A 26,694-nucleotide genomic window follows, 5' to 3' on the forward strand; every position below is an offset into this window, starting at 1 on the left:
TCTGCATGTAGTCGCCGACTCGGAACCGCTGGTGTTGCCGTGCGCGTGATGATCCACGATGACCGGCACCGATGTGTGGTGTCATGGTAACGGGCCGGTCGAGCGCCACCGGTGACGCTCTGCCGGCCGCGTGTCGGCGAGCCCGCGGGAAGTGACACCGGAGGCCCTCCCCGGCAGGCCGGGGCGTCGACCCGGCGACGCTGGCGATGCGCACCGGCGCTATCCGCGGGCGCGGCCGGTGGCCAGCAGCATGCTCAGGTATCCGTCGCGCAACGGCGGTCGGGGCCGCTCCTCGTGGACCGTCACGTCGTACGCGCCGGCCGCGATGCCGGCCACCACCTCGACGCGTTGCAGCGCCACCGCCGGGAAGGAGCGCGGGCCGACGCGGTAGCCGGCGGACCCGAGCATGACCGCCACGGCGAAGGGCGCGCCGGGGCGCAGCGCCCGCAGGAACCGGGCGACGGCGCGTTCGGCCTCCGCCCGGTCGGCCGAGATGGAGCAGGCCACGAAGAACATCGTGTCCGCGTCCCAGGTGTGCCGCGGCAGGTCGAAGACGCTGGTCCGGCAGACCCGGGCGACCTGCGCCAGACGCCGTCGCGGATCGGGCAGCGCCGCGTACGCCGGGTGCTCGGCGCAGACCTGCCAGTACGGGTCCCAGAGTTCGTCGTAGCCGTCGACCTGCGCACGCAGCCAGCGCACGTTGGACGTGGACCACTCACACAGGTCGACGGTGTGCGCGAACGGCAGGAGCGTCAGGGCCGGGTAGAGGTTGGCGCCCGATCCGACGTCGACACAGCGCGCCTCGGCCAGCTTCGCGTCGGCGAAGAAGTCTCGGGTCCGGCGGAGCAACTCCCGGTCGTCGGAGCGCAGGTCCGCGTAGTTGTGCCGGACGTATGCCTGCGGGTCGAACCCGTCCCACTCGACGTCGGCGTTCACCGGCCTCGGGGACGGGATCGGCGCGGATGACGCGGACGAATCGCCACAACCGCCGGCCGCCGGGCTCAACGCCATGGACGTGCCTCCATCGGTCTCAGCAGATCACACTCGGTTGTCGCTCCGGCGCGCAGAGTGCACGACAATTGTCTATCGAACCCGATGGTTGCCCGCAAGTGGCGGCACTCCCCTTGGACAAGACCTGAGGTTCTTGACGGTCGTACCGGTGCTTGCGATTGTCACCGGGTGACCGCCACGGGTGACCGGCTCAACGTCAAGGTGTTCCTCAGCCACCGCTACCGGTCACCCGCGGTGAACCTGCAGTTCTTCGACCTGATCGACCAGGTCGCCGACGTTCAGTTCGAGGTCGACCGAGGACTGAGGGCGACGAGCACGACTCGCCTGGAGCGCATGATCCGCGACGTCGAGATGTTCGCCGGCATCTACTCGTTGAGTGACGATCCGTTCGAGCATCCGCCGGCCACGAATCTGATGCGGGCCACCCGGTACTTCAAGCTGGAGCTCGACATGGCGATGCGTTACCGCAAGCCGTCGGTTCTGTTCATCGACCGGCGGTTCGGGAACAGGCTGTACGGGCCGCCGGGCGTCGTCAGCCTCCGATACTCGGCCCAGGAGATCCTCAGCCACGGCATGGAGACGGCGCGGCGGCACCTTCGCGACGAGTTCGCCGCGTTCTGCCGGTCGATCGGCAACCGTCCGGTGAAGCGGCCCGCGCGCGACGCGGACGCGGTCGGCCTGCTCGTGCCACCGACAAGCGCCGCGCGCGGCCCGGTCGAAGCCGCCGTCGAGGCGTGCAACTATGCGGTGGAGGCACTGCCCTGGCCCATCGCCATCGACGGCAGCTTCATCGCGCGACTGCGGCGGTGCGACTGGGTGCTGGTCGACACGAGCCAACCGTCGGCCGTGGCGGCAGTGGCGTTCCTGCGGGGCCACGGGATGCCGGTCTTGCGGATCGGGCCGGTGGACGGCGCTCCGGACGCCGCGTCCGAGAAACTGGTGTACGGCGAACTCGCCCCACACTACACAAAGGATGTGGTGCGCTGGAGCGAGCCGGAGGCCCTGCGGACGGCGTTGGAGGAACGGATCGGACAGGTCGTCGGCGAGCCCAGTCTCATCGACAACCGGGTCGACGCGCAGCGCTATTTCCGGTCGGCGGCCAAGCTGAACCACCTCGTGTTCCTCAGCTACGCCAACGAGGACAGCGAGTACGCCGATCGGATCGGCGCCGAGCTCGGCAGCACCTTCAAGGAGGTCTTCGACTACCGGAAGCCGGCCGCGATACCGCACGGCGCGCAATGGCTCGACCACATGCTGGCGAGCCTGGCCACAGCCGCGATCGGAGTGCCACTGCTGTCGCCGAACTATGTCGCGAGTTCCTACTGCATGGAAGAAGGGCGACGGATGATGGACGCCGCTCTCAGCGGTCGGATGCGGGTATTTCCGGTACTGCTCGCCGACGCGAGCGTGGACCTGTTCAGCCAGTTGGAATATCGGCGCGCCACCCGGATGCCGCCGTCCGAGATCGTCGCCGGCATCGCCCGGGAGGTGGCATGAGCGCGCCGACGGTTGCGGTGGTGGGCAGTCTGGCGACGGGGCGGTCCTACGATCCACCTCTGCGGGACGTGGCGGTGGCCGCCCGGGCTGCCGAGGAGATCGGGCGGGAACTCGCCCAGCGTGGCTGCGGGCTGGTGGTGTTCAGCAGCGACGAGGGCTTCATCGAGGCCGCCGTGGTGCGCGGCTACGTGCGATCCGGCCTGGCAAGGCCGGGGTCCGTCGAGGTGCGTGGCCCGTACCGGGCCGGCCCCACCGAATTCCCCGAGGCGCGCGCCCACCCCGAACTCTTCGACACCCGACCCGAGCCCACCCCGGACTGGGAGGTCTCGTTCTACCGCGTGCTGTTGCACGTCGATGCGACTCTGCTCATCGGCGGCGGCCGGTCGACGTTCATCGCCGGGCTGATCGCGCTGTCCCGGCGAGCAGCGGTCGCGCCTGTCGGCACGTTCGGGGGCGCCGCGGAGAAGGCCTGGCATCGCATGCACGGCGAGCCGGACGCCGCGTCCGAGGAGGACCTGTCAGCGATGGTGTCGACGTGGCGTCCCGGCTCAGCAGAGGCGATCGTCGGGTCACTGCTACGACAACACGAGCGGCGCCTGAGCGAGCAGGAACAGGTGCGGCGTCAGGCAGCGGCCGAGACCCGCCGCCGCGCCTGGAGTCTGCTGTCCGCGCTGGTCCTCCTGACGGCCGGCCTCGCGGCGCTGCCCGCGGCCACCGCGTGGCGCCCCGGCACCTGGGCGGCGGTGACGCTGCTGGTCTTCGGACCGCTGTGCGCGGCGATGTCCGGCGCACTGATCCGCAACGTCTTCGACGAGGTGGGCGAGTGGCTGCGTGCCGCCGTGTTCGGCGCTGCCGCCGGTGGACTGTCCGCGGTGCTGTTCCTCGCGGCGCAGCTCACCACCAACCCGAATCTGCTCCAGGGAGACAGCGCCGCTCGACTCGGATATTTCGTCGTGCCGGTCGGGTTCGCGGCCGGGCTCGCCTTCGACGCCGTGCTGACCAAGCTACGCGGCACCGACGTGGTCCGGACCCAGCCTGTCGACGCCACCACCACTGACGGCAGGGCAGCACCCTGACGTGCCCCCGCAACGGGACGTCGGCGCCACCCCATCATCCGGCGGGCCGACGCGGGACGGTGGACGCTGTCCGGGCCCGGACACTGGCGGCCAGGCGACGGCGCCCGGCGCGATTCCGATGGCGAACATTCCCGCCCTGTCACAACGCCGTCACAAAGAGTCTCCAGGCGCTCATCGATGGTTGCCTTTCCCTGTCCGGCGACGTCACTGCCGGCTAGTGAATGGAACGGCGATGGGGCTATTTGCTCGAACACGCGGGGCGACCCGCAGACTGACCGGCGTCACGGCGCTGGCGGTGCTGATCGCGGTGGGCGGATCGGCCGCGACGGCGAACGCGGCGCCCTCGTCCGCGAGCCTGAAGGCGTGGCAGACGGAGATCACGACCGTCCCGCACCCGTCGGCGAAGGGATGCTTCACCGCCGACTATCCGCGACTGGCCTGGCAGCGGTCCGACTGCGTCTCCGCGCCGGCGATCCCGATGACTCCCAAGCGCAGCATCCGCCCACTGGTGGTGGGTAACGGCAACGACATCTCCGCCCAGGCGCCGAGCGGATTCATCTCCGAGTCGTCCGGCACGTTCGAGAACATCGTGAACGTGACGAGCGAGAGCTCACCCATCGCCAACGCCGGTCCGCCCGTCGCGGACGCCTACACCCTCCAGATCAACACCGACTTCTTCGCCAGCACGGCCTGCGCCGGGTCACCCAACGCGGGATGCCGGGGCTGGGAGCAGTTCGTCTACGCCAACAACGGCTCCAGCGGCCAGGTGTTCATCCAGTACTGGCTGCTCCAGTACAACGCGGCCTGCCCGGCCGGCGGCTGGACCCAGTTCTCGTTCACCGGCGACCCCGACATCTACTGCTATCGCAACAGCCCGGGCGCGACCGCCGTGCCCAACCAGCCGATCACCAACCTGGGGGCGCTGCGGCTGACCGGCACGGTCAGCGCGACCAGTGACAGCGCCACCCTGTTCGTCGGGGCGACGGCGTACACGGCGGCGGGCTCCAACTCGGTCAACGCGGCGGCCGGTTGGACCAAGTCCGAGTTCAACGTGTTCGGCTACGGCGGCAACAGCGACGGCGGAGGCGCCGCCACCTTCAACGCGGGCGCGTCGCTGAACGTCCGGACGAGGATCACCTACGGCGGCACCGCCGCCCCGATCTGCGCGGCCGAGGGCTTCACCGGCGAGACCAACAACCTGAACTTCGGCTCCCCCGCGCCGGCCGCCACCGCGCCCGGCCCGGCCGTGGTCTTCGTGGAGAACACCGCGGGCGGCGCGGCGACGAACTGCGCGGCGGCCTCCGTCATCGGGGACACCCACCAACACACGTTCGCCGGCCTGCTGTACGACTTCCAGGCCTCGGGCGACTTCGTCGAGGCGCAGGCCGGTAGCGGTTTCGAGGTGCAGACCCGCAAGGCGTCCGGAGCGCCGACCTGGCCCAACGCCTCCGTCGACCGCTCCGTCGCGACGCGGATGGGCAGCACCAAGGTGGCGCTCTGCGACGGGCAGGCCCTCGTGGTGGACGGCCGGACCAGGGACGTCGTCCCCGGCGGTGCGCTGCACCTGCCGTCCGGGGTGGACATCCACCGCACCGGCAACGTCTACGTGGTGACCGACGCCGGCGGCAACAGCATCCGGGTGACGGTCAACAGCGGCTACATCGACGTGACGGTCGGCCTCGGCACGTATCCGACACCGGTGGTCGGCCTGCTCGGCAACCCCGACGGTGATCCCAAGCGGCTCGCCGCCAAGGACGGCACCCAGTTCGCCGTCCCGCTCTCCTTCGACGACCTCTACCAGCGGTTCGGCGCCAGTTGGCGGGTCGCCCCGATCCGGACCCTGCTCGCTCCCTGCGGCGCGGTCTCCTCGGGCAGCCCGTCCGCGCCGTTCTTCGCCCGCGACCTCAACGAGGATCTCCGCAAGCGGGCGGAGGCCACCTGCCTGCAGTACAAGGTGCGGCAGGAGTGGCTCGACGCCTGCACGCTCGACGTCGCGGTCGTCGGCGGCCGGGCCGCCCTGACGTACGTCGGCCTGGTGCCGCCGGTCGTCGACGGCAACCGGTAACCGGTAGCGACGGCACCCGGGAGCGGCCCCGCGCCACGGGCCGCCCCCGGCGCCCGCCAAGGCCCGCACGTGGTCCCGCGCCGTCTGGTACGGCGCGGGACCCGCCCCGCCGTCAGCAGGTCGCGCGCCGGCCCGAGTGGTGTGTGCCGGCGCCTGACGACCAGGTGATCGGGGTTGCCTCGCGACGGACTACGGTTTGCGGGCAAGCAGTCCGACGAAGGTGTGGTAGGTGTCGGTCTGCTTCGGCGCGGGCGTGCCCGGATCCGGACGCCACTCGGCCAGCGGCACCAGCCCCGGCTCCAGCACCGTCAGCCCATCGGCGAAGGAGAGGATCTCCTCGTCGGTGCGCCAGCGACCGGTGCCCAGCGACTCGTTGAAGACCCGCTCGACCTCGCGGGCCTTACGGGAGCCTTCCGGGTCCCGCTCACCCGGATCACGGAAATGCGAGATCGCCACGTAACTGCCCGACGGCAGCGCGTCGATCAACTCCGTCGACACCGCTCGCGGCTCCTCGTCGTCGCCGAGGTGGTGCAGGATCGCGAAGAGCAACAACCCGATCGGCCGGTCGAAGTCGAGGAACCGGCGGGCGTCCGGATCGTGGAGGATCTCCTGCGGTCGCCGGATGTCGGCCTGGATCACCGTCGCGGTGCCCTCCGCGGCGAGCAGGGCCCGCCCGTGCGTCAGGACGATCGGGTCGTTGTCCACGTACACCACCCGGGCGTTCGGGTTGTGCTCGGTGGCGACCTCGTGCACGTTGCCCTGGGTGGGCAGTCCGGACCCGATGTCGAGGAACTGGTCGATGCCGGCCTCGGTGACGAGGAACCGGATCACCCGGCGCAGGAAGGCCCGGTTCGCCTGGCCGGCGGCCGGCCCGTCCGGAGTGATCCGCAGGGCGTGCTCGGCGACCTTCCGGTCGACCTCGAAGTTGTCCTTGCCGCCCAGGAAGTAGTCGTAGACCCGGGCCACGCTGGGAACAGTGCGGTCGATTCCGGGGGGTGCGGCCTTGTCGCGGGTCAACGGCATCTCCATCCGATTCGAGTCGGCGCACCGGGCTCTGTGGGCTGTTCCGGGCCTTGTCCGGGAGTGTAGCGACCGGACCGTGTGGACTGTCGCCCCGTTGGTATCGCTCCCAGCGGATCAGGCCCGCGACCAGCAGGCACGCCGGATGGCGGTGACCGGCGTGTCGGGCCGAACGGGGCGCTCCGGCGTCCTGGGCCACCGAGGCCGCCACGCCAGGCCCGGCACGAGGGTCTGGCGAGGTGGCGGGTAGGCAGGCTGGTCAGCGCGGAATCACCCGGTCACTACTCGAGGTGGAAGGTGGCCGAGGCGCGGTCGGCACTTGAGGTGACCGTCTCCACGTAGAGCAGACCGTCGCGGTGACGCACGTATCGTCCGGGGAAGTTCTGCGACTCCAGGGAAAATCCGGCGTCGTCGGCCAGGCCGCTCTGCCGGTGGAAGCTCGCATCGCCGTCGAACAGGGCCGATCCGTCGTCCCGCTCGACCCGGAGGGCGAAGTCACGGTGGCGCAGGAAGTACCCGGGGAAGTTGGCCGACTCCAGCGACACGGTCCCCCCGCCGGCGAGACCGGGAACGATACGGAACTGCGAGTCGGCCAGGTTGGTCACGTTCGGCTCGACCCGGGCGCGATAGTCGTAGTGGCGAACGTAGCCGGCGGTCAGGTCGTGTGCCCGCAGCCGGACCGGCGTGACCCCGTCGGCCACCGGGATGCCGAAGTTCGGGTTGCCGTCGGCGTTCCAGTAGAGCTTCTGGATCCGGGTCCGGCGGTTCGGGTCGTTGAGCGGGTCACCGATGATGTCCCGGTAGTTGCGGTCGTGGTAGACCAGGATGTCGCTCAGCCCGTCCTCGGACACGGTGAAGGAGTTGTGTCCGGGGCCGTACTGGCCCGTGGCCGCGTTGCTGGTGAACACCGGGGTCGGGCTTTTGCGCCAGGCGGCGGCGTCGAGCAGGTTCGCGCCGGCGGAGGCGCTCAGCAGGCCGAGGCAGTAGTTGGCGTCCGTGGCGCTGGCCGAGTAGGTGAGGAACACCCGGCCGTCGCGCTGGATCACCGCCGGGCCTTCGGCGACCCGGTAACCCCGGGTCTCCCAGTCGTACGTCGGCACCACCAGCCGGGTCACCGGGCCGGTGATCTGCCACGGGTTGGCGCCCAGCCGGGCGAGGTAGACGTTGGAGTTGGTGGCGATGCCGGGCTCCTGCTGGGCCCAGGTCAGGTACCGCGTCCCGTTGACCACGAACGTCGAGGCGTCCAGGCTGAACGTGTCCCAGGGCGTGGTGATGCGGCCGCGTTCGGTCCACGAGCCGGACATCGGGTTCCCGCTCGAGTTCTCCAGCACGTACATCCGGATCCGCCACACGTCGTCGGCCCGTCCGGCGGCGAAGTAGACGTACCACCTGTCGTTGATGAAGTGGATCTCCGGAGCCCAGATGTGGGCGCCCATCTCCCCGCTGGTGTGCCGGCGCCAGATCGTCGTCTCCGCGGCGGTGGCCAGTCCTTGCAGGGTGGTGGCCCGTCGGAGCACGATCCGGTCGTACTGCGGCACCGTCGCCGTCATGTAGTAGTAGCCATCGGTGTGCTTGACGATGTGCGGGTCGGCCCGCTGATTCACCAGCGGGTTGGTGTAGTTCACCGGGGGTGCGGCCTGCGCGGGCCCGGCCACCGGCAGACCGGCCGACACGGCGAGCACGGCGAGCACCGCGGCCAGGATCGGCCGCAGGCGCCGGCGGACCGGGGCGGCGGCGAGCGCCGGGCGGTCGGCTGTGCGGAGAAGGTGTCGAAGCGGCATGCGCCCTCCCGGGTCGGCGAGATCTTCGGTCGGTGGCGGCGGGCGTGCGGATCCGCTGCCATCGACACCTCCCGCGCGCTGGTTGGAATGTTCGCGTTAACATCGACGCCTGTCAAGGCGTACCGAAGCGGGAGCCCTTGCCCGCCGGTCGTCGTGCGCGGGTGGCCGTCGCGTCCGGGCCCTCGCCGAGCACAGCTGAGTACGCCGACTCATGCCCGGCCGGGCCGGGCCAGCCAGGCTGGAGCGCATGACGTCTGAGGCGGTCGGCACAGGTCGACGGGGTGGCCCGATCGTGGGATTCCTGGTCCTCGTCTGGGTCTGCGGGCTGATCGCGACGGCCATGTGGTGGGCGGGCATCGGCCTGCAGCAGTGGAGCGTCAGCTACGGCGACCAGCCCGGCGAGTTCGCGGACCTCAAGCGTCGGGCGAGCCTGGCCCTGCTGGTCGCCGCGTCGGTGGCGACCGTCGGACCGGCCCTCATCGCGCTCGTCGCGTACCGGCTGCGGCTGGTCCGGACCGCGGTCGTCTTCCTGGTGCTGGCCATCGTGATCGCCGTGCCCGCCGTACCGTTCGCCGTGCTCGCCGGCCGGGACCTCGCCCCGGCGCCGGCAGCGACGACGCCCGGACCGCCGGGGCACTGCGTGGAACACAGCGGCGGTGACACCCGCTGTCCGGGCGGCTGACCGGAGCGGTTCCGTCGGCAGATCCGGACGGCCGCCGAGGTGACGATCACCCGAACTTCGTCCACTGTCCTTCAGAAATCACTTCGACGGAGCCGTCGACGACCTTGATGGCCGTCTGTTCGTCGATGGCGTAGGCCGGGACGCCGATGTCGGCCGCCCACCGCTCGGCGTCGGCCAGGGTGTTCGTCGGGAAGAGATTCAGGTGCGGGAAGATCGCGAAGTCGACGACCCCCAACGTCTGGTCGTCCGGCGCCGACGTCCATTCGACGAAGTACGCGCCGATCCGGGGCGTCATCACCATGCTTCCCGCGCTCACCCCCACCCAGACGGTGTCGGGCAATGAGGGCAGCAGATCGGCAAGCCCGGACTCTCGCATCCAGTGACACAGGTATGTCGCGTCGCCGCCGTCGACGAGCAGCACATCGGTCTCCCGGACCCAGGGAATCCACCGCTCCGCGCCGATGCTGGGCAGCGCCGTGAGCTCGAGGACCCCGAGCGAGGCCCAACCCAGGCCGGTCAGGTACTGCCAATCGGCCGCGGGCTCGGCGGCCACCAAGCCCCGCACCGATGTCGGTCCGCACATCGGGTGACCCCACTGCGCCGTCGGGATGCAAAGGGCGCGGCACTCGGAGGCCGGCTTACCGAGAAGCTCCAGGAGCGCCGAGTGGATGCTGGGGTTCGTGACCCCGCCGGACGTCAGCAAGAGCTTCAACGTGCCTCCAAACCCGTCAGCGGAAGGTGACGCGCCTGATGATCGTACGGAGCGCGTCCGTCGTCAGAAGACGCGCGTGCGGCGCGCCCCGGACCGAAGGCCCGCGATCGGGCCGACGGCGCCGTCTCGTCCGGGTCGCCGGGGTGCGCCCGACAGGTCGATGTCCATGACCGCCGGGCTGCCGTCCACCTCCTCGAACTCCGCGTCGGCGCAACGGACCCGTTCCAGATCCCGGCCGGTGACCACACCGACACGGGCCTCGTCGAACGCTGCGGGGAGATCGGTGACGAGCCAGACCGCGTCATCCTCGTCGACAACGGTCGCTGTCGCGGCACCCAGTACCGACGGCTCACGCTCACCCTCGAACGGCCGGGCGCCCGCGGCGTAGGCGTTCGCGCGGGCGTACACCGGTTGTTTCACCTCGACGTACTTCTGCTGGTCGCTGGGCGGCTGGTCGGCGAGGCGGGCCAGGTACTCCTCGAACGACGCGGGATGGCCGTCATATCCGGCGGTGCCGGCCAGCGGTGGCCCCTCGCCCTCCGCGCCCGCCCCGTACGCCGCGCCCGGGTCGCCGCCCAGGAAGAGGTTCCCCACGTACCTGTCGTCGCCGCCGTAGATCACCGCGTAGCCGGCGACCTGGGTGCTGTGCGGCCGGTGATACGGCGTGGCGCGGTCCAGCACCGGCTCCAGCCGCAACGTGCCACAGATCAGGTTGTGGACGAAGGCGCCTCCCTGGCTGAACAGCTCCAGCGAGGCGGGCGAGCCGAAGATGTTGTGTTCCACCAGGTAGGGGCCGTGGCTGACCTCGACGAAGAGGTCCCGGCAGTTGTCGTGGTAGACGTTGCGTGAGAGCCGGGTTCCCTGCGCCTGCCAGTCCAGCCAGGTGCCGAGCGAGCAGCCGTGGATCCGGTTGTGCCGGATCACCACGTCGATGGCGGCGTGCAGTTTGATGCCGGCGATCTCGTACCCGTAGAACTCGCGCTTCACGCCGATGCCGTGGATGTGGTTGTCCTCGATCGTGGAGAACGCGCATCCGAGGTGACCCACTATCGCGTTCTGGCCGCAGTCGTAGATCGTGTTGCGGCGGATCACGTGCGAGCCGATGTGCTCCCGGTCCCACCCGATCTGGCGGGCCGCGAAGACCGACTCCAACTGGTACTGGTAGCCCGGCTTGTCACCGCGGAGAGCCGAGTGGTTCTGCCCGGTCGATCCCTCCTTCCCGATCGAGATCGCCGCGCACTTGGCGTCGTGGATCACGTTGTCCTCGATGACCCACCCCTTCGCCCAGTTGGGCCCGATCAGGCCCGGCTGGTCGGCAGTCGGCGGCGCCCACGGGCTGGCCGCGTGCGCCAGCTCGAAGCCACGGACCGTGATGTAGTCCAGGTGCGGCTGTTCCGGGTAGAAGACGCTGCGGCGTACGTTGATCTCGACCAGTTCCGTGTTCGGGTCGGCGCCCTGGAAGTTGGCCCAGATCGTCGTCTGCTCTGCGACCTCGGCATACCAGACGAGCTGGGTCTGGTCGGGATCGGCGACCGGGTGGGTCACCCTGGTCCAGTCGTCGACGACCTCGGTGCGCCGGGGCGGATCGTCGACCTCCGCCCGGCTTGCCACCTCGAAGAAGCTCAGGCCGTTCAGGTAGACGTCGCCGAGGTGCCTGCGTGGCGCACCCTTGCCGGACACGATCCAGTCGCCGGCCACCTCCTCGGCGAACGGGTTGAACGAGCCGAACAGCGCGTTGTCGACGACCGCCCGCCATACCGTCCCGCCGAGCGGCTCCCAGCCCGTGACGCGTTCCGATCCCTTGATCACCACGTGCTCGCCGGGCGCCGGTTCGTAGGTGATGCGGCGGGAGTCGCTGAGACCGCCACGGCGCGGCTTCACCCACTCGCGGTACTCCCCCGCGTGCACCGTCACCGTGTCACCGGGCTGCGCGACGCCGGCCGCCCGGTTGATCGTCCGGAACGGCCGCTCGGCGCAGCCGTCGGCGCGATCCGAACCGGTTATCGCCACATGGAACACGGATGCCATCCGGGGAGCCCTCCTAGACGAGTGGTTCGACACGTTCGCGCCCGGTCACGTCCACACCGGTAGATCGATCCGGGACGGGTGGGCGCCGTCGTGGGAGATCTCCTGCTGCGCCCGTACCGTGGTGGCCGCGGTGGCGGCGGGTTCGCCGCTGCCCGGATTGCGGGCGTAGCGCGGATGCGCTCCGGAGCTGACCTGCACGGCGATGCGATGGCCGGCGGCGAACCGGTGGAACGCCGGCCACAGCGGCACGTCCAGCTCGACGAAGCCGTCCTCGTCGGGCCGCGGGTCGGTAGCCGCGGTGCCGACGCCGCCGATGCGGCGGATGCCGTCGCAGACGCTCAGGGAGCGGCCGTCGGGGTGCACGTCGCAGATCCGGACGAACACGTCCGCGCTGGCTGCCGTCGAGCGGAACCGGACATGGGCGATCGGCTCCCCGGCGAGGACGACAGCGTGAGCCAGCGGTGGACTGCGGAAGACGACCACGTCCGCACGGCGTTCGTGGGCGCTGTTGTCGACCGGTCCGGGGGCCGGGCCCGGGCCGGGACCACCGAGTGCGGGTGTGGGCTGGTCGGGATCGTAGGTGTAGCGGGTGCTGCCCCCGTCGGGGACGGCCGCGTCGAGCAGCCCGTGCGGATGCAGGTACCACCGCCGCGCGGCGGTGCCCGGCGGTGGCCACGCGGGTAGCTCGCGCCACTGTTCCGCGCCGGTGAGGAAGGCGCGCACGGGCGCCGGCCGGGCCGAGGGCGTACCGGCGAAGTGTTCCTTGAGGAACGCGATCGACTCGGCGAGAAACGGACTCTGATCGCTGCTGTGGCCCCACGGGCCGACGGTGAGCCGCGGTGGGCGACCGGCCGCGGCGAGTTGGGCGTAGTTGCGCAACTGCCAGGGAAGGAAGATGTCGTACCAGCCGGTGGCCAGGTACACGGGTGCGGTGACGTCGGGCACCGACGCGGTGTGCGACTGCCGGGCCCAGTAGTCGTCGGAGAGCTTCTCGTGGGCCAGCCAGTCCTGGTACCAACTGATCGGGTGGCCGGCCACCGCGGTGTCGCCGCGGGACAGGGGCAGGACGTCGAAGGCTTCGGCCAGCTTCCGGTCCGGCCGCCGCGCGAGCCGCGCCCTGACCAGGGCGCCGCGCATGCCGCGCAGGGCCATCAGGCGCGACCAGCCGAGCGAGCCGCCCAGCGAGAAGGCGCCGTTGTTCCAGGTGACCGCGCCGAAGTCGGCCATCGTGACGTTCAGGCACAGGGCGTCCGGGGCGTTACCGGGATCGTCCCGGCACATCCGTCCCGCCACGGCCCACTGGGTGTAGCCGAGGTAGCTCTCCCCGTACGTCGCGACAGTGCCGGTGAACCACGGCTGGCGGCGTACCCACCGGTGGGTGGCCATGCCGTCGCGCTGCTCGTCGAGCTGGGGCCGGAAGCTGCCACCGGAGCCGCCCGTACCGCGGCAGCTCTGCACCAGAACCGTGAACCCCTCGCCGGCCAGCGCCGGCGCGTGGGTGAGCGAGCCGTGCCGGCCGTACGGCGAGCGGACGACGACAGTGGGCAACGGCGGTCCCGCCGCGCCGACCGGCAGGTAGAGGTCGGCGAGCAGCTCGACGCCGTCGTCCATCGGCACGCGCAGCCTGCGCCGCACGGTGAAGGCGTACGTGGGCTCCGTGGCCGCGTCGCGACGGGCGCGCCGGAGCCGGCCGGACAGGAGGCGGCGGAGGCTCGTCATCACTCGTCCTCGGTTCCGGTGCCGAGTTCGCGACGTCGAGCGCCCGCGGCTTGCCCGAGGCGGGTCGCGACATCGACACTTGTGCCGTCGTGGTGATCGTGCGAGAAGGAGCGGACATGGAACCGGAGCCTGCGTGCGGTGATTCCCTCAGCCACCGCAACCCGATCCTCCCGGGCTTCTGGCCCGATCCGAGTATCTGTCGCGCCGGTGACGACTACTACCTCGTCTGCTCGAGCTTCGAGTACATGCCCGGTGTCCCGATCTTTCACAGTCGGGACCTGTTCAGCTGGCGCCAGATCGGCAATGTGCTCGACCGCGCCGGTCAGCTTCGGTTGCCCGCCGACACGCCGGCCTCGCGGGGCATCTACGCGCCGACGATCCGCTACCACGACGACCGGTTCTGGGTCGTCACGACGAACGTCACGCTGGGTCGGCACCTGATCGTCACGGCGACCGATCCCGCCGGCCCATGGTCGGATCCGGTCTACCTGGACCTGCCCCACGTGGACCCGTCGCTGGCGTGGGACGACGACGGCAACTGCTGGATGACGGTGTCCGGGGTCGAGTCGTACCGGATCGACCCACGTACGGGAGAGGTCCTCGAAGGGCCGGTGCCGATGTGGTCGGGCACGGGTGGCCAGTACCCCGAGGCGCCGCATCTGTACCGGGTCGGCGACTGGTGGTACCTGCTCGTCTCGGAGGGTGGCACCCACACCGGCCACGCGGTGAGCGTCGCCCGCGCGCGCTCGCCGCGCGGGCCGTTCCAGCCCGGGCCGGCCAATCCGATCCTGACGCATCGCGGTACCGACCGGCCGGTGCAGGCGACCGGACATGCCGACATGGTGGAGGCCGCTGACGGCAGCTGGTGGATGGTCCTGCTGGGCATCCGGCCCAGGGGCCACTGGCCGCCCTACCACATACTGGGGCGGGAGACGTTCCTGGTGCCGGTGCGCTGGATCGACGGGTGGCCGGTGGTCGATCCTGTCTCGTCCGAGATCGACTCGGCGAGGACGAGCCGGTGGGACGACCGGGACGACTTCGACGAGAAGCGGCTGGGGGCACAGTGGATCTCGCCCCGTAGCCGGCCCGCCTCGGTCTGGTCGTTGACCGACCGGCCCGGCTGGCTGACCCTGCACGCGACCGGCGACAGTCTCGACCGGAGCGGCGCCACCGTCGTCGGCCGCCGCCAGCAGCACCACGACTGCCGGGTCAGCGCCCGCGTCGATCCCGGCTCCGGCCGCGCCGGCCTGACGATCAGGATCGACGAGGCCCACCATTACGACCTGGAACTCGCCCGGGGACAGGCTCGGGTCATCGGCCGGGTCGGGCCGTTCCGTCAGGTGTTCGGGGAGTGTCCCGTGCCGGCGGGGGCGGTGACCGTGGCACTGAGCATCCGGACCGCCGACGTGCTGCCCCCGACGGTCACCTCGTCCGACGGTCTCGCAGAGGCGGGCCTCGTGGGCGTCATCGCTGCCGGCAGTGACACGATCAGGTTCGAGGTCGAGACCGGAGACGGCTGGTCGTCCCTGGCGGAGCTCGACGGGCGCTACCTGTCCACCGAGGTCGCCTCCGGGTTCACCGGACGGGTCATCGGCATGTACGTCACCGAGGGAACCGCCAGGTTCGACTGGTTCGACTACCGGGCGGCCGGCTGACGAGACGGCAGGGGACCTCACCCCTTGAACGCGCCTTCCATGATTCCCTGCACCAGACGGCGTCCGACGAAGACGAACAACACCAGCAGCGGAATGGTGGCCAGGAAGGAGCCGGACATGGCCAGGCCCAGATCGATGTCCCGGTTCTGCTGCAGTGCCTTGATGGCGATCTGGACGGTGTAGTTCTCCGGCGACTTCAACACGATGAACGGCCACAGGAAGTCGTTCCACGCGTAGACGAACGTGAACAGCCCCAGTACGTACGCCGCCGGGCGGACCAGCGGGAAGGCTATCCGCCAGAAGATCTGCCAGGTGGTCGCGCCGTCCACCCGCGCCGCCTGCATCAGCTCGTCGTTGATGACGTTACCGATGTGCTGGCGCATCCAGAAGATGCCGAACGCGCTGACCAGCCCCGGAACGATCACCGCCTGAAGACTGTCGACCCAGTTCAGCTCGGAGATGATCAGGTACTGCGGCACCACGGCCAACTGCGCCGGCACCGTCATGGTCAGCACGACGATGAGGAACAGCGTGTTGCGGCCCGGGAAGGACAGCTTGGCGAAGGCGAAGCCGGCCAACGCGCAGAGCACCGCCTGGCCCACCGCGATCGTGGTGGCCACGATGACGCTGTTGAGCAGGGACTGCACGAACGGCACGATGGTGAAGACCAGCTCCGCCAGGTGCAGGAAGTTGCCGCCGGGTGTGAGCGTCGGGGGGAGGGTCGTCGCGGTGGCGGAGTCCGTCGTCGCCACCACGAACATCCAGTAGAGCGGAAAGACGCTGAGCAGCGCCATGAGGGTGAGCAGCGCGTACACCGGGAGCGGGACGCGGTTGGCCGGGCGCCGCCGGGCCCGCGTGGGTGCGGCGGTCGAGGGTGCGGGCTTCATGGGCGCTCCGACCGGATGCGGGTGGTCAGCAGATAGTTGAGTCCGGAGAAGGCCACCACGATGACGAAGAGCGCGACGCCGACCGCCGCGCCGTAGCCGAAGTGGAACTGCCCGAAGGACTGCTCGTAGAGGTAGAGGGTGACGGTCTGGCACTGCCGCGCCGCCCCGCACGTGAGTCCGCCCACCGGGTTGGCCAGCAGCGGCTCGGTGAAGACCTGCAGCCCGCCGATCGTCGACGTCACGACGGTGAACACGATGATCGGCCGCAACGAGGGGATGCTGATGTGCAGGAACTGTTTCCAGCCGTTCGCACCGTCGGCGGCGGCGGCCTCGTACAGCTCCCGGGGAACCGCCTGTAGCGCGGCGAGGTACAGCAGTGTGTTGTATCCGGTCCAGCGCCAGGCGATCATCGTGGCGATCATGATGTGGCTGCCCCAAAGCGACGCCGTGAAGTCGATGTGCTCGAAGCCCAGCAGCCCGAGGAACCAGTTGATCATGCCGTAGTCCCGGTCGAACATCTGGGCGAAGACGATCGTGGTGGCTGCCACCGAGGTGACGTAGGGAACGAGCACCGACATCCGGAACAACGCGGCCAGCCGCAGCCGCGCGTGGTTGAGCAGGTGCGCCAGGCCGAGCGCCAGGAGCAACTGCGGCACCGTCGACAGCAACCAGATGCTGAACGTGTTCCGCAGCGCCCCCCAGAAGCGCGGGTCGTGCAGGAGTTCGGCGAAGTTGTCCAACCCCACGAAGCGGTGCTCGCCGATGGGGTCCCAGTCGAACAGCGAGATGTAGAAGGTGAACAGCAACGGGAACAGGCCGAAGATCAGGAACAGCACGAAGAACGGCGAGATGTACGCGTACGGCGCCAGGAACTCCCGTGCGCCCTGCCGGATTCGCCGGTTGCGAACGGGTCCCCGGACGTCCGGTGCGGCCGTGGCCGGGCCGAGCATGGTGGTCAAAGCATCACCCTCCCGATGGGCGGCAGCCGGGCAGGGCCCGGCCGCCGCGCCTCAGCCCTCCGTCATTCGCGTACGGCGTTCTTGACGTTTTTCAACGCGGTTTCCCAGGCGTTCGCCGGATTCACCTTGCCCTGCTCGACGCTGGTGAGCGTGTTAAGGAACTCGGTGCCGACGGGGCCGTCCTGCGGACCGAAGTAGAAGGGCTTGATCCCCAGCACCGACTGGGTGTAGATCTTGCCGATCGGCGCGTTGCTGAAGAACGGGTCGGTCTTTCCGACCAACTGCGGGTCCGTGTAGACCGACGGCGTGGTGGGCAGCGACCCCTGCATCAGGAAGTGGTCCAACTGCCCCTTCGGCGACTGCATTTCGGAGATGTAGTTCCACGCCGCCTTCGCGTTCTTGGCGCGCTTGGGGATGGCGAGGAAACTGCCGCCCCAGTTCCCCGAACCCCCGGGAATGGTGGCGATGTCCCACTTGCCGTTCGTCTCGGGAGCGTTCGTCTTCATCTGGCTGAGCATCCAGGACGGCGAGCACACCACCGCGTAGTCGCCCTTCTTCATGGCCGCGGTCCAGCCGGACGAGAACGACCCCTGCTTGGCGGAGATACCCGCGGTGAAGGCCTTCAGCGTCACGTCGAACGCGGCCTTGACCTGCTCGTTGTCGTAGTCCAGCTTGCGGTCGGCGCTGTAGTAGCGCTGGCTGCCCTGGTTGACCGCCTGGAAGAAGACGCTTGTCGGCGTGTTGTCCACGAACGGTTTCCCGGTCTTCTGGACGTAGTTCCTGCCGACGTTGATGAACTCGTCCCACGTCGGCCAGAGCTTGGCGACCTCTTCCCGGTCGGTGGGCAGGCCGGCCGCCTTGAACAGATCCGTACGGTAGGCGACCGCCAAGCCGCCGACGTCGGTCGGCACCCCGATGATCTTGCCGTCCCCGGTCGTCGACTGTGCCATCACCCAGTCGAGGTAGTTGCCCTTGATGTCGTTCGCGCCGAGCGTGGTGAGGTCGACGAAGTTGTCCGACGACTGCATGAACTTCGGCAGGTCGTCGGCCTGGATCAGCACCAGGTCGGGCACCTTGCCACCGGCCAGCGCGGCGGTGAGCGCCTGCGCGGTCTCGGTCGTGCTGCCCACCTCGGTGAGCTTGACGCGCACATCCGGGTGCGCCTTGGTGTAGACGTCGACGTCGGCCTTCTGGTTGATGTTGGCAAACGACCAGAACTCGAAGGTCTTCGAGTCGGACTTGCCATCTGATCCGCCACAGCCGGCAAGGAGGAGCGCGGCGGTGGCGAAGACGGCTACGGTGGTCCGGACGCGTTTCAACGGCCCTCCATCGGTGATCGTGAGCGGCGGTGGTCGGGTGACCGCGGCGAATCAGGGCGACGGGTTCTCGCCAGCGGGGACACGCGGGCAGAAGCCGACGATGGCCGCCGCGGTCCCGTCGTCGGCGAGATCGTCGCCTCCGAAAGTTATCGAGATATTTACATGCCATGATTCGGTGCGCTGAGGCTACTAAGAGCCCCGTCATCCGTCAACGACCTCGCTGCCAGCACGAGCGCCGGACGGCAGGGCGGCTTCCCGACCGGCACAGCGCCGAAACTTTCGGAGCAGGTAGCCCGACTCCGCGCGAAGGACGCCACCAGCGGCTCTCTTGTAGGTAGCTCACCTGGCCGGCTGCCGGGGTGCTTACCCTCCCCCGGTCACCGGCGCAGGTGGCCGATACCGTGCTGGTCGAGCCAGGCGACCGTCCGCGGCACGAACGTCGGCGCCGCCGCGCCGGCGCTGACGTCGGTAGCGATCAGCGGCACCTGGGCGGCGACCGGGAGCAGGGTGGACTGCCAGCAGGCCGGCGTGGCGCAGGCCGAGCGGCCGTCGACGCGCCAGGCGGCGGCCACGCTGCGGCCGTCCGGGTCGGCCGGGCGGTATTCCAGCCACCGGCGCAGGTCGTTGCCACCGTCGATCCCGGCGGCGAGGACCAGGTTGAACGAGCCTCGGACGCGAAGCAGGCGGATCTGCTCCTGCACGCCGAAGTTCGGCAGGCTGGTGCCCAGGCACGCGGAACCGCCGTCGCGCCAGCAGGTCCAGACCGCCGCGGGATCGGTGCCGCCGGCCGCCGGGAAGTTGTAGGGCGAGATGTCGAAGACCACCGCGTTGTCGTCGCCGAACACCTCCGCCGCCGCGCTCCAGAAAGAGCGGGCGGCGAGATCGTCGCTCTGGCGCAGCGACACGACGGGTGTGATGCCGGCCCGGACGAGCCGGTCGACGTACCGGGCCACCTCGTCGAGGTAGCCGACGCGGTTCTGCCTGTCGGTAGGGCTGCCGGTGTAGACGTAGCAGGCGTCGCTCAACACGAGCCGCACCGCGTTGACGCCGCGGGCCCGCAGCGCGCCTACGGACGCGTCGTCGACCGGGCCGTCCCAACGGATCGGTCCCCACGCGCACTCGTCGGGCCCGGCCGACCGGATGATTCCGCGTGGCCGGTACGGCCTCGGGTCGGCCGTGACCGTGCGGATGCCGTTGCCGAATGCCTTCAGTGCGGGTGCGGCGCCGGGTGCCGGCGGCGGGAGCACCCGGACACCGCGGACCTCGGCGGTGGCCTGGGCGCCGCTGCTGTCGTAGGCGGTGGCGGTGACGCGGGTACCGCTGTTCGGCGGCACGCCGCGCCAGTCGAACGCGTACGGCGCGGTGGTGTCCACGGCGAGCAACGTGCCGCGCTCCCGGAACTCGACCCGCTCGATCCGCCGGCCGGCCGCCGCCGTGGCCTCCGCACGGATCGGGATGACGCCCGGCGCGGCGAAGAAGTCGTCGGGCAGGGGCGAGGTGAGCGCCACCGACGGCCCGCCCGGCAGTGGGCTGGGGCTGAGGCTGGGGCTGGGCTGTGGGCTCCCCGAGGCGGCCGGCGGCGACGAGGGGGGCGGGCTGGTGACGTCCACGTTGCACGGCTGGCCGCTCAACAGCCAGTCGGTCGGCTCGGGGTCCGCGCCCCGGTAGTTTCCGCCGAACCGCACCGTCACCGAGGCGCCGGTCGGCAGCGTGGACCCCGCCGGTGGGCGGAGCGTGGTTATCGGGTACAACTCGCCGCTGCCGAGCGTGTATCCGTCCGGCAGTCGGTCGAGGCCCATGGTGATCACCTGGCCGTTGGCCTGCCGGAACCGCAGCCCCCAGTCGGTGACGGGAGAACCCAGGTTGGTGACGGTGAGCTCGGCCCAGAAGCCGGTGGACCACTCCCGGGTGATCTTGTAGTCCACCGTGCACGCCGTCGCGGCGTAGGCCGGCGGCAGCACCGTCGTCATGGCCCCGCCGACGACGACCGCGGCGGCCGTGGCCAGCGCGAAGATCCTGCGTCGCATCATGCCCCCGCATTTGTTGATAGACGTCGCTCGATACAGCCTCGGCGGTCGGGGCGCGGTCTGTCAATACCGCGATGCCCGCCGGGCAGCCGGCAGCGTGGACCCCACTGTGCGGCCGTCCACGAAGGAGGGCGCGTGGCGTGGCATCATGAGGCAGAGCCGAGATCCGGGCACAGGGCAACCTCAGGGCACCACCACGATTCCCGAAGGGAATGCTCATGCGCATCCGGCTCCGCAGATCCACGCGCCCACCTCGTACCCGGACAGCCGTCGTCGGCGGGGCCATGGCGGTCGCGCTCGCCGCAACCGGCCTGACCCTGGCCCCGGTCGCGGCGGCTCAGACGCTGCCCTATCAGGATCCGTCCCTGCCCGTGGCTCAGCGGGTGGTGGATCTGCTGTCGCGAATGTCGCTGGACGAGAAGATCGGCCAGATGACCCAGGCCGAGCGCGCCAAGGTCAGTCCAGCCGACGTGACCGCCCACCGGCTCGGCTCCATCCTTTCCGGCGGCGGCTCGGCACCGTCACCGAACACCCCGGCCGGCTGGGCCGACATGTACGACGCCTTCCAGCGGGGCGGGCTGGCCACGCCGCTCGGCATCCCGATGCTCTACGGCTCGGATGCCGTGCATGGACACAACAACGTGGTCGGCGCGACGATCTTCCCGCACAACATCGGTCTGGGTGCCACCCGCGACGCGGGCCTGGCCGAGCGGATCGGCCGGGCGACCGCCGAGGAGGTCACCGGCACCGGCGTGGACTGGACCTTTTCGCCCTGCCTCTGCGTGGCCCGCAACGACCGCTGGGGCCGCACCTACGAGTCGTTCGGCGAGAAGCCCGAGTTGGCGACGCAGATGAGCAGCATCGTCACCGGCTACCAGGGCACCACGCTCGGCGGACCGGCCAGCGTGCTGGCCACCGCCAAGCACTACGTCGGCGACGGGGGGACCACGAACGGCACCGACCAGGGCAACGCCCAGCTCTCCGAGGCGGAGCTGCGGGCCGTCCACCTGCCGCCGTTCGTGGAGGCCATCCGCAGGGGCGTGGGCTCGATCATGATCTCGTACAGCAGCTGGAACGGGCAGAAGCTGCACGGCAACCGCTACCTGATCACCGACCTGCTGAAGAACGAGCTGGGCTTCACCGGCTTCGTGGTCTCCGACTGGAACGGCATCGACCAGATCGACGGCGCTCCCGGCTTCACCGGCGCCGAGGTGGCGCAGGCGGTCAACGCCGGCATCGACATGGTGATGGCGCCCGACGGTTGGCAGTCCTTCATCACGCTCCTGCGCGCCGAGGTGCAGGCCGGCCGGGTGCCCATGTCGCGCATCGACGACGCCAACCGGCGGATCCTGACCAAGAAGTTCGAGCTGGGCCTCTTCGAGCGCCCCCTCGCGGACCGCTCGTACGCGGGCACCCTGGGCAGCGCGGCACACCGCGAGTTGGCCCGCGAGGCGGTGGCCAAGTCGCAGGTGCTGCTGAAGAACGGCGGCGCGCTGCCGCTGCGCACCAACAGCCGGATCTTCGTCGCCGGCAGGAACGCCGACAACATCGGCAACCAGAGCGGCGGGTGGACCGTCAGCTGGCAGGGCGGCAGCGGCAACACCACCCCGGGCACGACGATCCTGCAGGGCATCCGGAACACCGTGGGCTCGGCCGGCACCGTGACCTACAGCCTCAACGGCAGCGGCATCGACTCCTCCTACGACGTCGCGGTCGCGGTGGTCGGCGAGACGCCGTACGCCGAGGGCCAGGGCGACCGGCCCGCCGGCATGGGTCTGGACACCACCGACCTGAACACCATCAACACGCTGCGCGCGGCCGGCGTGCCGGTGGTGGTCGTGCTGGTCTCCGGCCGCCCGCTGGACATCGCGGCACAGGTGCCGAACTGGAACGCCCTGGTGGCCGCCTGGCTGCCCGGTACCGAGGGCCAGGGCGTGGCGGACGTGCTGTTCGCCGTGCGCCAGCCCACCGGGAAGCTGCCGGTGACCTGGATGCAGTCGGTCAGCCAGCAGCCGATCAACGACGGCGACGGCAAGGCCCCGCTGTTCCCGTACGGCTACGGGCTGAGCTACGGCAACCCGGCGCCGGACACCACCCCGCCGACCGCGCCGACAAACCTGCGCGCCACCGTCAGCGGCACGTCCGCCACGCTGACCTGGTCGCCGTCCACCGATGACGTGGGGGTACGGGAGTACGTCGTCCACGAGCTGGTCGGCACCTCCGACACGGTGTACGGCCGGACGGCCACCCCGTCCGTCACGATCAGCGGGCTGGTTCCCGGCGCGTCGCGGCAGTTCTTCGTGGTCGCGGCCGACGCCGCCGGTAACACCTCGCCGGCCTCGCCCCCGGTCGTGGTACAGGCCACGGGGGTGGACCCCACGCCCACGCCCACGCCCACGCCGACGCCGACGCCCGGCACGGCCGCCTGCCAGGTCACCTACGCGACCAACGACTGGGGCGGCGGGTTCAGCGCCACCATCACCGTGCGCAACACCGGCACCACCGACCTGTCCGGTTGGACGCTGCGCTTCGCATTCCCCGACGCCGGCCAGCGGGTCACCCAGGGCTGGTCCGCCACCTGGTCGCAGAGCGGCACGGCAGTGACGGCGAGCAACGCCGCCTGGAACGGCTCGCTGCCGGCCGGCGCGTCCACCGGGCTCGGCTTCAACGGCACCTACAGCGGCACCAACCCACGACCGGCCTCGTTCACGCTCAACGGGGCACCGTGCACCGCTGGATGACCGGATAGCCGAAGCAGATCCGTTCCGCACCGCCTGCGGTGTGTCGGTGTCGTCACCTGTTGACACCCCGGCACACCGCCGGCGGTGGACTGTCGGCCCGTCGGCAGCCGGCCCAGTCGGAAGCGGCATGACCGGGTCAGCGGTACCGGAGGGCGCCGCCGGCCAACGCACCGCTGACCGACGCCGGGTGGCAGATTTTCGAGCCGATGCTGCCGTCCCCGCAGTGGATGGGCAGACCAGAGAGACATCCCCGGCTTGGAGCCACCGGCTGCGCGCCCGGACCGGCAAAATGACGAGGGAGCACTAAAGCATGGAAATGCACGAAGAACTCCGGCTCGCACCTACCGGCACAGATGGCACGGACGGCACCGCCGAGCAGCGGCTGATCGCGTTGCTCGACGAGGGGGGTGCCGACTACCGTTCCCTCGATCACCGGCCGGAGGGGCGCACCACCGAAGTCAGCGCCCTGCGGGGCCACCCCGCAGGGCAGGCGGCCAAGTGCATAGTCGCGCGCCTCAAGATCACCAAGAAGGAGTTCCGGTACGTCCTGGCGGTCGTGCCCGGGGACCAGCGTCTGAACCTCGACCGGCTGAAGGAGCAGTACCAGGCGCGGCACGCCATGTTCGCCGATGCGGCGACGGCCGAGCGGTTGACCGGGTCGCCAAGCGGCACCATCGTGCCCTTCGCGTTCGGTCCGGCGTTGGACCTGATCGTCGATCCCGGGCTGCTGGAGCACGAGAAGGTCTTCTTCAACGCGGGCTCGCTGGAACGCTCCGTCAGCCTGCGGACCGCCGACTACGTCCGACTGGCGCAGCCTTCGGTGCACGCCATCGCCGAGCCGGAGCCCGGGGTACAACGGACCGGCGAGCCGCCCTGGTAGCGGGCGGCCTACGGCAGACGCCGCGCCGTGAGGACCGGAATGGCGTCGTCGGTGCCGCGGACCGGCACGGTGGCTTCGGACGACGACGGCCGCGGTAGGCGCACCGCGCCGACCGCGACGCCGGAGATGACCAGCACGCTGGCCAGGATCGTGACGGCGGTAACGGGCTCACCCTGGAAGACGGCCGCGGCGCCCAGACCGAACACCGGTATCAGCAACGCGTAGGGGGCCACCGCGGTGGCTCCGTGGATCCGGATCAGGTATCCCCAGATCGCGTAACCTAGCAGCGTCGCCACCCAGGCCACGTACACGGCGGCGACCACGCCGGACACCGACAGCGAGCGCAGCGCGGCGAGGTCCTCCTGAACGCCCTCGAAGACGGCCGAAAGGATCAGCAACGGAAGGGGAGGAACCACGCTCACCCAGACCATGAACCGGAACATGTCCGGCGGGTTGGCCTTGCGGGTCGCGATGTTCGCCAGTCCCCAGCAGGCGGCAGCAGTCAGCACCAACAGGAACCCGGCGACCGGCGTCGTCCCACCGAGCCGCGTGCCCACCAGGACGATCCCGGCCGTGGCGACGCCCAGGCCGGCCAACTGCACCACCCTGGGCCGCTCGCGCAGCAGCAGAGTGGCAAGAACAATGGTGAACGCCGCCTGACTCTGCAACACCAGGGAAGCAAGTCCGGCCGGCATGCCGACGTGCATCCCGATAAAGAGGAAACTGAACTTCAGCACGCCGAGCACTATTCCGACGATGAGAACCCATCGCCAGGCGACCCGTGGCGAACCGACGAAGAAAACCGCCGGTATCGCGGCGAGGATAAAGCGCAGGGCGCCGAAGAGCAGCGGCGGGAAATCTTGCAGTCCCACATCGATGACAACGAAATTCACGCCCCAGACCGCCGCGACGAAAACGACCAGCCCGACATGAGTGGGCTTCATCGCGATCTTCTCACCGCCCATCCTCCTACCCGGCACGCGCCACCGGACCCGACCCATGATGTCTCATCCGGCGTCGCCGCCAAGGACCCGAAGGCTGACACTTTCTAATGGGAGTTCGTTAGCATGGCTTCATTACACGATCTGGGCCGGCTGCGTGCGCTGCACGCCGTGGCGACCTTCGGTTCCATCAGCGGGGCCGCGTCGGCGCTCGGCTACACGCCGTCCGCCGTGTCACAGCAGATCGCCAAGCTGGAGCGGGAGGCCGGCGCCCCCCTTCTCGACCGCGAGGGACGCCGGGTGGCGCTGACCCCCGCCGGGCAGATCCTCGCGCAGACGGCGGAGGAGGTGCTGGCGGCGCTGGAGCGGGCGGAGACCCGACTGAAACTCCAGCACGGAAAGCCGACCGGCCGCCTCACGCTCGCCGCCTTCCCGACGGCCTGCCGAGGACTCCTGCCGGACGTGCTGGTGCAGCTGACCCGCCGGCACTCCGGCCTGGACCTCCACGTGTCGGAGGTGGACCCGCTCCGCGGCGTCGACCTGGTGGCCGAGGGAGAGGTGGACGTCGCCGTCGTGCACGACTGGCACAACACCCCGCTGGTCCTCCCCGACGGCTTGCGGTGCACCCCGTTGGGCGACGACGTCGCCGACGTGCTCCTGCCGGCCGGGCATCCACTGGCCGGCCGGGGCGAGGTTTCCGCCGATGACCTGGTCGCCGAGCGGTGGATCAGCCAGCGACCTGGATCGATGTGCCACGCGTGGCTGCTGCGGACTTTCGCCGAGCGGAGCCGGCAGCCCGACATCACCTGCCAGGTGGACGAGTACCAGTCCCAGGTGTCGTTGGTGGCTGCCGGGCTGGGCGTCGCGTTGCTACCCCGGCTGGGCCGTGGGCGCCTGCCGTCGGAGGTCGTGGCACTGCCGCTGCGGCCAACCAGCTCCCGGCAGATCATGGCCGTGTGGCGGGCGAGCACCAGCGACCGGCCGGCGATCACCGCCGCCCTCGACGCGTTGCACGAAGCATCCGCTGCCTGGGCCACCCACTTTGACTCCCCGAATGTCGCGATGTCCTCACGACGTTCGACGACTGGCTGACCAGGACCCTTTCGGCCATTTCCGATAGGTCGAAGTGATGCGCTTGGGCGGGGCCGCGTTCAAACTCCGAGATTGCGACTTGACCACCTGGCACTCCCTCCCCCATCGTAGGCATCGAACGGGTTGCCAAACGGGGGCTCAATTGAGGTTCAGTAACAGGGCCGCTCCATGGGGGGTCGCCGAGGTCATTGCCGATGCCAAACGAAGTCTCATCGGATAGCTGTTCGGCTTCTCATTTCCCGGGTCCGGTCGTGACGGACGACGACAGACACCCGATGCCAGCAACACAGTAGAGGCACGCCATATCCGTACGCCCGGGCAATTTCCCCCGAACCTTCGCCCGGTCGTCGGTCATATGCGCCTGCCCTATCGCGTGCGGTCCCTGACGGGACAGCTACAGGGAAGGTGATCGATCTCAATGGTGACTCCCACAGTCGAGCGCTCCCCCAGCCGGGTCGCATCCCGGCGGAACGCGTTGACCGCCCTCCGCTCCGCGGCCATCACGTTGACGACTTGCTCAAGAACCTGCGGTCCGTCGTCGTCGACCGATGGGAGAGCTGATCGCTCATGTGCCGACTACTGCTCCGCGTAGGAGACTTCGA

Annotated in this window: 19 protein-coding genes; 8 read left to right on the forward strand and 11 right to left on the reverse strand. The window is 70.1% G+C overall.

The window, feature by feature from the left end; all coding sequences use genetic code 11:
• Nucleotides 1–219: 219 nt before the first annotated feature.
• Entirely contained in the window at nt 220–936 is a 717-nt protein-coding gene (locus ACGFI2_RS25665; RefSeq protein WP_393521501.1) for an SCO2525 family SAM-dependent methyltransferase, read from the reverse strand.
• Nucleotides 937–1,179: 243 nt separating this feature from the next.
• Between ACGFI2_RS25665 and ACGFI2_RS25670 the strand changes: the two genes are divergently transcribed.
• The 3 genes from ACGFI2_RS25670 to ACGFI2_RS25680 all read left to right on the forward strand — a co-directional run bounded on the left by ACGFI2_RS25670 (nt 1,180) and on the right by ACGFI2_RS25680 (nt 5,649).
• On the forward strand, nt 1,180–2,508 hold the full coding sequence (locus tag ACGFI2_RS25670; RefSeq protein WP_393521503.1) for a toll/interleukin-1 receptor domain-containing protein: 1,329 nt from the start codon (nt 1,180–1,182) through the stop codon (nt 2,506–2,508).
• Nucleotides 2,505–3,584 (forward strand): hypothetical protein, encoded by a 1,080-nt coding sequence (locus tag ACGFI2_RS25675; RefSeq protein ID WP_393521505.1) that lies wholly within the window; start codon nt 2,505–2,507, stop codon nt 3,582–3,584. The genes ACGFI2_RS25670 and ACGFI2_RS25675 overlap by 4 nt, the downstream gene beginning before the upstream one ends.
• A 232-nt stretch (nt 3,585–3,816) precedes the next feature.
• Nucleotides 3,817–5,649 carry a VWD domain-containing protein gene (locus ACGFI2_RS25680; protein ID WP_393521507.1) on the forward strand — a complete coding sequence of 611 codons (1,833 nt, stop codon included), beginning with the start codon at nt 3,817–3,819 and terminating at the stop codon, nt 5,647–5,649.
• A 189-nt stretch (nt 5,650–5,838) separates the two neighbouring features.
• Here ACGFI2_RS25680 and ACGFI2_RS25685 read toward each other — a convergent pair whose 3' ends face one another.
• Nucleotides 5,839–6,666, reverse strand: a complete 828-nt coding sequence (locus ACGFI2_RS25685; protein ID WP_393521509.1) for an SAM-dependent methyltransferase — start codon at nt 6,664–6,666, stop codon at nt 5,839–5,841.
• 284 nt (nt 6,667–6,950) lie between these two features.
• Nucleotides 6,951–8,450 (reverse strand): family 43 glycosylhydrolase, encoded by a 1,500-nt coding sequence (locus ACGFI2_RS25690; protein WP_393521511.1) that lies wholly within the window; start codon nt 8,448–8,450, stop codon nt 6,951–6,953.
• Nucleotides 8,451–8,742: 292 nt separating this feature from the next.
• Between ACGFI2_RS25690 and ACGFI2_RS25695 the strand changes: the two genes are divergently transcribed.
• Entirely contained in the window at nt 8,743–9,132 is a 390-nt protein-coding gene (locus ACGFI2_RS25695) for a hypothetical protein (RefSeq protein ID WP_393521513.1), read from the forward strand.
• Nucleotides 9,133–9,178: 46 nt separating this feature from the next.
• Here ACGFI2_RS25695 and ACGFI2_RS25700 read toward each other — a convergent pair whose 3' ends face one another.
• From ACGFI2_RS25700 to ACGFI2_RS25710, 3 genes are all read right to left on the reverse strand, one after another.
• Nucleotides 9,179–9,844: a Type 1 glutamine amidotransferase-like domain-containing protein gene (locus ACGFI2_RS25700; RefSeq protein ID WP_393521515.1), complete on the reverse strand. Its 666-nt coding sequence runs from the start codon at nt 9,842–9,844 to the stop codon at nt 9,179–9,181.
• Between the two features lie 63 nt (nt 9,845–9,907).
• Nucleotides 9,908–11,872 carry a right-handed parallel beta-helix repeat-containing protein gene (locus tag ACGFI2_RS25705; protein WP_393521517.1) on the reverse strand — a complete coding sequence of 655 codons (1,965 nt, stop codon included), beginning with the start codon at nt 11,870–11,872 and terminating at the stop codon, nt 9,908–9,910.
• A gap of 45 nt (nt 11,873–11,917) precedes the next feature.
• Nucleotides 11,918–13,591 (reverse strand): CocE/NonD family hydrolase, encoded by a 1,674-nt coding sequence (locus tag ACGFI2_RS25710; protein WP_393521519.1) that lies wholly within the window; start codon nt 13,589–13,591, stop codon nt 11,918–11,920.
• A 116-nt stretch (nt 13,592–13,707) separates the two neighbouring features.
• On the opposite strand from ACGFI2_RS25710, the gene ACGFI2_RS25715 reads away from it, so the two are divergent.
• Nucleotides 13,708–15,246, forward strand: coding sequence for a glycoside hydrolase family 43 protein (locus tag ACGFI2_RS25715; protein ID WP_393521521.1), 1,539 nt, complete (start codon nt 13,708–13,710; stop codon nt 15,244–15,246).
• 17 nt (nt 15,247–15,263) lie between these two features.
• Here the strand turns inward: ACGFI2_RS25715 and ACGFI2_RS25720 are convergent, their stop codons facing one another.
• From ACGFI2_RS25720 to ACGFI2_RS25735, 4 genes are all read right to left on the reverse strand, one after another.
• Nucleotides 15,264–16,133 carry a carbohydrate ABC transporter permease gene (locus ACGFI2_RS25720; RefSeq protein WP_393521523.1) on the reverse strand — a complete coding sequence of 290 codons (870 nt, stop codon included), beginning with the start codon at nt 16,131–16,133 and terminating at the stop codon, nt 15,264–15,266.
• Nucleotides 16,130–17,083: a carbohydrate ABC transporter permease gene (locus tag ACGFI2_RS25725; RefSeq protein WP_393521565.1), complete on the reverse strand. Its 954-nt coding sequence runs from the start codon at nt 17,081–17,083 to the stop codon at nt 16,130–16,132. The genes ACGFI2_RS25720 and ACGFI2_RS25725 overlap by 4 nt, the downstream gene beginning before the upstream one ends.
• Nucleotides 17,084–17,154: 71 nt before the next feature.
• The gene (locus ACGFI2_RS25730; protein WP_393521525.1) at nt 17,155–18,411 is read right to left on the reverse strand and encodes an ABC transporter substrate-binding protein; all 1,257 of its coding nucleotides are present in this window, start codon (nt 18,409–18,411) and stop codon (nt 17,155–17,157) included.
• A gap of 377 nt (nt 18,412–18,788) precedes the next feature.
• Nucleotides 18,789–20,441, reverse strand: a complete 1,653-nt coding sequence (locus ACGFI2_RS25735) for an Ig-like domain-containing protein (RefSeq protein ID WP_393521527.1) — start codon at nt 20,439–20,441, stop codon at nt 18,789–18,791.
• A 281-nt stretch (nt 20,442–20,722) separates the two neighbouring features.
• On the opposite strand from ACGFI2_RS25735, the gene ACGFI2_RS25740 reads away from it, so the two are divergent.
• Nucleotides 20,723–23,179 carry a glycoside hydrolase family 3 N-terminal domain-containing protein gene (locus ACGFI2_RS25740; RefSeq protein ID WP_393521529.1) on the forward strand — a complete coding sequence of 819 codons (2,457 nt, stop codon included), beginning with the start codon at nt 20,723–20,725 and terminating at the stop codon, nt 23,177–23,179.
• A gap of 310 nt (nt 23,180–23,489) precedes the next feature.
• A complete protein-coding gene (locus ACGFI2_RS25745) occupies nt 23,490–24,059 on the forward strand; it encodes a YbaK/EbsC family protein (RefSeq protein WP_393521531.1) in 570 nt (189 codons plus the stop codon).
• Nucleotides 24,060–24,067: 8 nt separating this feature from the next.
• On the opposite strand, the gene ACGFI2_RS25750 is transcribed toward ACGFI2_RS25745, so the two are convergent.
• Complete coding sequence (locus ACGFI2_RS25750; protein ID WP_393521533.1) at nt 24,068–25,024, reverse strand: EamA family transporter; 957 nt, start codon at nt 25,022–25,024, stop codon at nt 24,068–24,070.
• A 102-nt stretch (nt 25,025–25,126) separates the two neighbouring features.
• Here ACGFI2_RS25750 and ACGFI2_RS25755 point away from each other — a divergent pair, with 102 nt between their 5' ends.
• Nucleotides 25,127–26,092, forward strand: coding sequence for a LysR family transcriptional regulator (locus ACGFI2_RS25755; protein WP_393521535.1), 966 nt, complete (start codon nt 25,127–25,129; stop codon nt 26,090–26,092).
• Nucleotides 26,093–26,694: the final 602 nt, after the last annotated feature.

The organism is Micromonospora sp. NPDC049282 (genome assembly GCF_043197045.1).
Classification (GTDB): domain Bacteria; phylum Actinomycetota; class Actinomycetes; order Mycobacteriales; family Micromonosporaceae; genus Micromonospora.